General features: G+C 66.0%; 4 protein-coding genes. 3 read left to right on the top strand and 1 reads right to left on the bottom strand.

Going from position 1 to position 6,540, the window contains the following annotated elements; translation table 11 throughout:
- The first annotated feature begins 494 nt into the window (after nt 1–494).
- Together egtD and AC1DS3_RS32965 are read left to right on the top strand one after the other, a co-directional pair.
- The gene (egtD, locus tag AC1DS3_RS32970) at nt 495–1,595 is read left to right on the top strand and encodes an L-histidine N(alpha)-methyltransferase (RefSeq protein WP_441635179.1); all 1,101 of its coding nucleotides are present in this window, start codon (nt 495–497) and stop codon (nt 1,593–1,595) included.
- 170 nt (nt 1,596–1,765) lie between these two features.
- Nucleotides 1,766–3,025, top strand: a complete 1,260-nt coding sequence (locus AC1DS3_RS32965) for an SUMF1/EgtB/PvdO family nonheme iron enzyme (protein WP_441635177.1) — start codon at nt 1,766–1,768, stop codon at nt 3,023–3,025.
- A gap of 143 nt (nt 3,026–3,168) precedes the next feature.
- On the opposite strand, the gene AC1DS3_RS32960 is transcribed toward AC1DS3_RS32965, so the two are convergent.
- On the bottom strand, nt 3,169–5,145 hold the full coding sequence (locus AC1DS3_RS32960) for a DEAD/DEAH box helicase (RefSeq protein ID WP_441635175.1): 1,977 nt from the start codon (nt 5,143–5,145) through the stop codon (nt 3,169–3,171).
- Nucleotides 5,146–6,157: 1,012 nt separating this feature from the next.
- Between AC1DS3_RS32960 and AC1DS3_RS32955 the strand changes: the two genes are divergently transcribed.
- Nucleotides 6,158–6,540 (top strand): YXWGXW repeat-containing protein (locus AC1DS3_RS32955; protein ID WP_477128808.1); only part of this gene is annotated, 383 nt, incomplete at its 3' end.

Here is a 6,540-nt window from a genome sequence, read left to right as displayed (position 1 = left end):
GACATGATGTGTGGGGGGCTTGGGAGGCGCCTTTGCAAACCATGAAACCAGGTTGCAAAGGTCTTGCTCGACCGCCGATGGTACTTGGCGCGGTCAGCACAACCGGAGACTGTCAGTCCCGGAATGACGATTGTGCTAAGGGCATGGCCCCGGAGCTACTCCCCTTTGAGGGGCGATCCAATCCGGGCGAGCCCGAAGCAGATACGCTGAGGCGGATTATAAACGATGCCGCGTATTTTATGTGGTGGCGTTGTGGTGGCATTGCGGCGGCAAACTGTTGTTGAATAAGGCGCACTTTCTGGTTTCCACTGCACAGAGGATTTTGTGCAATGCGGTAAGCACACTCCGCGCTCGCCAGCTATCCTGAAAAGACTTGCATCGCTGATGCGCCCCAGACGTCACCGGAGGCGAATCCCTTGCAACTCCCGCGCATGCCGTGACGTGCGGGCCTCTGGGGGTTTTATGCAGTGCCCATCGACCATCAAGGAAACGTCATGCCGGCAGTCCCGACCCCGCTGAATCCGCTGAACGCACGCCTCAAGCACACGCAAGCCAATCACAACGGCACCTCCGCCCTGAAACCCAACGGCTCTCCCGCCAGCAGCGTCGTCGTCGGCAACGGCCATGCACAGCCGAACCCGGTGCCGCGGCTGGATTTCATCCAGCAGTACCACGAAGACAGCGGCGCGCTACGCGGCGAGATCACGCGCGGCCTGCTGGCCGGCGCCGCCAGCATCAGCCCCAAGTTCTTCTACGACGTGCTCGGCTCGCGCCTGTTCGAGGCCATCACCGATCTGCCCGAGTACTACCCCACGCGCACCGAGGCCGCGGTCTTTTCGGCATTTGCTCCCGCGATGGCCGCACGCGCCGGCAGCGGCTGCGTGCTGATCGACCTTGGCGCGGGTAACTGCCAGAAGGCGGCCCGGCTCTTCGGCAGCCTGCAGCCGGCGCAATACGTGGCGCTCGACATCTCGGTGGAGTTCCTGCGCGGCACGCTGTTCTGCCTGCAGCAGCAGCATCCGCAGATTCCCATGCTTGGCCTGGGCGCCGACCTGTGCGTGCCGCTCGATCTGCCGCCCGAGGTCAGGCACGGGCGCCGTCTGTTCTTTTATCCAGGATCCAGTATCGGCAATTTCGCACCCGCGCAGGCGCAGGCCTTGCTGCAGCGGCTGCGGGCCGCGGCGGGCAAGGGGGATGGCGTGCTGATCGGTGTGGACCTGCTCAAGGACGAGCAGGCGCTGGTGGCTGCCTATGATGACCCGCTGGGCGTGACCGCCGCCTTCAATCGCAATGTGCTGCGCAACCTGAACCGCATCGTGGGCAGYGACTTCCAGCTTGAGGACTGGCGCCATGTGGCCAGCTTCGACCGCGTGGGGTCGCGCATCCAGATGCACCTGCAAGCTGAGCGCGAGGTCACCGTGCGCTGGGCGGAGGGTAGCCGCGGCTTCCGCGCGGGCGAGCAAATTCATACGGAGGATTCGTATAAATACCGCCCGGACGACTTCGCTGCCTTGCTCGAGGCCGCGGGCTTCGGCGATCCGGTCTGGTGGAGCGATCCGCGCGGATGGTTCGCGGTGTTCCACGCCCGGGTCTGAAGCCTGAAGCCTGAAGCCTGAAGCCTGAAGCCACCGGGCGCACCGCGAGGGGGCGGTAGGGCTGGTGTCATAATGCCCGCATCTCTCCGGCGAGAGGTGCGGCGCATGGCGCACGCGGCTCGCCGGATCACGCAACCGGGTGCCAATCCCATTTTCCGGCAGGGTGTTCGATGAGCGGCTTCTCCATGCTTCCCGACCTTCATTTCAACGGCGGCAAGGCCGTCTGGGCCGATGCCCGGCGGCTGCCGCGCGAAGGCCTGGCTCAGGCACTGGTGGAGGCGCGCAACCGCACCCTGGCCTGGCTGGCAGCTTTTGGCCAGACCCGGCGCGGCTGGGAGGTGCCACGGCAGGACTTTGCCGACCCACCGCTGTGGACTCTCGGACATGTGGCCTGGCACGCCGAATGGTGGTGCCTGCGCGACGTGCGTACGCTCGAGCGCGATGGCGCCTGGCTGCAGGTGGCCAGTGTGCCGTCGCTGCTGACTGGCGCGGATGAGTGGTTCGATCCCGATCGCATCGATCCCGATGCCCGCTGGGAGGTCACGCTGCCCGACGTGGCCGTGGTCAAGCGCTACGCCGCCGACGTGCTCGATGCCGTCCTGCGCCGGCTGGCGGCGCAACCCGACGATGGCGATGCCACGCTCTACGCCTGGCGCCGCGCGCTGTTCCACGAGGACCGCCAGGGCGAGGCCATCGCCGCGCTGCTGCAGGCGCTGGGCGTTGCCCCCGTGGAGCCTGCGGTCGTCCTGCCATCGGTATCGGTGCCGCACGGCGGCACCTTGCAGTTTCCCGGCGGGCGTTTCATCCAGGGCTGGAACGCGCCGGATGGCTTCGCGCTGCCCGATGAACGGCCGGCCCAGCCCACCTATGTGCCGGCTTTCGAGATGGATGCCGCGCCGGTCAGCAATGCGCAGTTCCTCGATTTCGTAGAGGACGGCGGCTACGAGCGCGCGTCGTGGTGGTCGGCGGCGGGGCGCCAGTGGCTGATGATGCAGGATCGCTCGGCGCCGCGCTACTGGGCCCGCCATCCTGAGTCCAGGGCCTGGATGGCCTTGCGTTTCGGCAGTCTGCGCACGTTGAGCCCTGACGAGGCGGTACGTCACGTCAGCTTGTTCGAGGCGCAAGCCTGGTGTGCCTGGGCAGGCCGGCGCCTGCCGACGGAGACGGAATGGGAGCTGGCTGCAGTCCAGGACCGGGGCGGCCTGCGCTGGGGCATGGTGCGCGAGTGGACGGCGACGCCGTACGAGCCCTACGCGGGATTCGAGGCGGACCCCGCCGATATGGAATACGTATACTGCTTTGCCAGCCACCAGGCGGTGCGGAGCACCTCTTTCGCCAGCCCGGCGCGCCAGCGCCATGCACGCGCGCGCATGGCGCTGCTGCCCGAGGACGATTTCGCGTTCGTCGGCTTTCGCAGCTGTTCGATGTAGCGGGGCACTGGTTGCCGGTGGCGAGCGCTGTTGGTTGAGGCGGCCAAAGTCGCCAGCCAAAGAAAAAGGCACCCGAAGGTGCCTTTTTCTTTGGCTTTGCGAGAGATCGCCGCCTAAGCGGTGAACCTGTTCAGCCTGGCGAATTAACGCTCGAAACGCGAGCGGCCGCCGGTGTTGCCGTTGCCGTTGCGCTGACCGCCGCCAAAGCCGCCGCGGTTGCCGTCGCCGAAGCTGCGGGGTGCGCCGTCACGGTTGCCATCGCGGTTGCCGAAGCTGCGGCCTTCGCCGCCACGGTATCCACCGTTGCTGCCATTGCCGGCTGCACCGCCGCCAAAGCCGCCACGATTGCCGTCGCCGAAGCTGCGGGGAGCCGCGCCGTCACGATTGCCGAAGCCGCGATTGTCGCCGCCACGGTAGCCGCCGCTTTCGTTGTTGAAGCTGCGCTGGCCGCCGGCCGCGCCTTGGCCGCCCTGGCCACGATAGCCGGTGCTGTTGCCATTGGGGTTGCCCAGGCTGCTGCGGTCGCCGAAGCCACGGTTGCCGTCACGGTCGCCGAACGGGCGATCGCCTGCGGGACGCGGGGCGCCGTCACGGCTGCCGAAGCCGCGGCTTTCGCCGCCGCCGAACTTGCGGTCGCCAAAGCTGCGGTTTTCACCGCCGCGATAGCCGCCGCCATTGCTGTTGCCACGGTAGCCGCCGCGGTCGCCGCCCGGCTTGCCGGCGAAGCCCGAACGCGGCTTCGGCGAGCGACGCGGCTCCAGGCCTTCGATCACCGATGCGTCGACACGGTTGTTGGTGAAGCGCTCGATGCGCTTCCACTGGAACATGTCGCCGTGGTTCACCAGGTTGATGGCGACGCCCGAGCGGCCAGCACGGCCGGTACGGCCGATACGGTGGACGTAGTCTTCCGCTTGCTTGGGCAGGTCGAAGTTGACCACGTGGGTGATATCGGGCACGTCGATGCCGCGTGCGGCCACGTCGGTTGCCACCAGGATGCGCAGGTTGCCGCGGCGCAGCGAGGTCAGGGTGCGGTTACGCGCGCCCTGGGTCATGTCGCCGTGCAGCGCGCCGGCCGCGAAGCCGGTGTCCGACAGGCGCTCGGCCAGCGAATCGGCATCGCGCTTGGTCGCGGTGAAGACGATGGCTTGCTTGAGCGTGGTGTCGCGCAGCAGGTGGTCCAGCAGCTTTTCCTTGTGCGACATGTCGTCGGTGAAGTGCAGGCGCTGTTCGATATTGCTTTGGTCGGCGCGGGTCGCGGCGATCTCGATGCGTTGCGGATCGCGCAGCTGACGCGAGGCCAGCTGGGCGATGCGGCCGTCCAGCGTGGCCGAGAACATCAGCGTCTGGCGGGTGGCCGGGGTAGCGGCAACGATGGCGTCGATGTCGTCGGCGAAGCCCATGTCGAGCATACGGTCGGCTTCGTCGAACACCAGCATGTCCAGCTGGGACAGGTCGATACGGCCGGCTTCAACGTGGTCCAGCAGGCGGCCCGGGGTCGCGACCAGGATGTCAGGCATCTTGGACAGCGCGGCGAGCTGCTTCGGGTAAGGCATGCCGCCCAGGATGCTGGCGCAGACGATGCGGCGCAGGTGGCGGCCGTACTTGGCGGTGGCTTCGGTAACTTGCAGGGCCAGTTCGCGGGTTGGGGTCAGCACCAGCAGCGCGGGTTGCGCCGGCGACGGACGGGGGCGCTTGCCCTTCATGCGCTTGACCGGATCGTCCGAACGCGGGCGATTCGGCGAAGCCTTCTCGCTGATGCGCTGGATTGCCGGCAGGATAAAGGCGCCGGTCTTGCCCGAGCCGGTCTGGCTCGACACCAGCAGGTCGCGGCCAGCCAGGAAGGCGGGGATCGCTTGTGCCTGCACCGGGGTCGGGGTGGTGTAGTTCAGTTCAACCAGGGCGCGAAGAATGGCTTCTTCGAGGCCGAGCTTGGCGAAGCCGTTTTCGGCATCGATGGCAACAGCGGCAGGCGCCACGGCGGCTTCCGGGCTGAGGATGGCGTCGAGCTTGTCGAGCGGGCTCGGTTCCTGGATAGCGGGGGTGGCGATGGCTGCGGCTTCGATCGATGCGTCGGCGGCGGAGGCAAAATCTTGCTCCGCACGAATGTCGTGCTGGGTCATGTCGTAATTTTCTTTAAATGCATGGCACCCCATGCCGAACTAGCGAACAGGGGCGGGCGCAGTGCAAAGTCTTAAAAAGGCTTCGGCGCCAATCGGTGAGGCCGTTACGACAGACACAGCTGGCAGTACGGCGGCAGGCAGGGTGACACCGGGCACAAGGCCGGGCGGCAGTCCCTGGCAGGCAAACAGCTCTATAGAGCTATTCAACAGGATCGGAGACGAGGCGACGTCGGTGAGAAATGCGTTCTGTCGGGTATCACCAGTTGGCCTTGATGCAGCAAACAGCGCGGCAACATAAAGCAGGCCAGTCGGCGGGACCGGGGAGCAGAGCTTGAGAGCGGGGGCGGTATCGCCTGCCGGAAGAACCCGGCTGGCGTGTTGCACAACTCACAGTGCGAACTCACGGCGCGAATTATAGCAGAAACAAAAGTAAGTTTGTTGCACTGCGATAGGAATTCCTTTCTGAGGCCGATAGGCGGCTGAAGCGCGAGATTTTGCGTGTCATCGCGCACTTTTGTTGGCATTTTTCCCTGCCCCATTCAAAGTTGCATCCGTGGGMTGCCTGCCTATACTGAAGCCGTCGGGCACACGGTTGCCCGGCAAGGTGGCGGACCTGGAATACCCGCTGACCTTCCTCGGCGCTTTGCTTTAAGTGCTGCTAGCCGCTGATATCGCGGCAGTCGGCGTCACTGCCAGCTTTCCTTCGATTCTCCGGGTGGTCCGGAGGGACGTCCGCGTCATGGGCGGAATCATGGGAAACGCTGCTTGCAACGACTGTTGCCGCGATAGCGCCGGCGTTGACCTGGAAGGCCCGGACCGTCCGCAACCAGCCCGCCAGTCTCCTGGCGGGCTTCTCGTTTGTGGGGCTGGCGGTTCTGCTAACCGCGCCTCGCCACGCCGCTGCGTTTCCTTCGCGCGACAAAAGTCATCGATGGATACCTTTGCTAACAGCCTGAAGTTCCGGGTCAGGCTATTCTTGCTCCTGAACAACACAGGCAAGCGAGAGAACAATATGCGAAAGATTCTGTTGTGCGCGGCAGCAGCAGCGGGCTTGGCGGGTGGGTTGGGCGTGGCGCCGGCGGCGCTGGCCCAGGTGTCAATCAATCTGGCGATTGGCGTTCCGCCGCCGGCCCCCGTCTATGAAGCCGTCCCGGTTGCGCGTCCCGGCTACGTCTGGGCCCCCGGCTACTGGGATTGGGACGATCGCGGCCACAAGCACAAATGGAAAAAGGGCAAATGGGAGCGCGAGCGCGCCGGCTACGTCTACGAGGCGCCGCGCTGGGTGCAGGCCAGCGGTGGCTGGGTGTTGATGCCCGAGCGCTGGGACGGACGCGGCGACGGCGGGTATGGCAAGAAAGACAAGGGCTATCACTGTCCCCCGGGGCACGCCAAGAA

This window comes from Cupriavidus sp. 01L46 (assembly GCF_056399905.1).
Note: the sequence above shows the minus strand (reverse complement) of the source record. Positions and strands in the feature narration are given on the sequence as shown.

Coding starts and splice junctions, on each gene's coding strand:
- AC1DS3_RS32960 (WP_441635175.1), bottom strand. CDS start 5,145: ATGACCCAGCACGACATTCGTGCGGAGCAAGATTTTGCCTCCGCCGCC.
- AC1DS3_RS32965 (WP_441635177.1), top strand. CDS start 1,766: ATGAGCGGCTTCTCCATGCTTCCCGACCTTCATTTCAACGGCGGCAAG.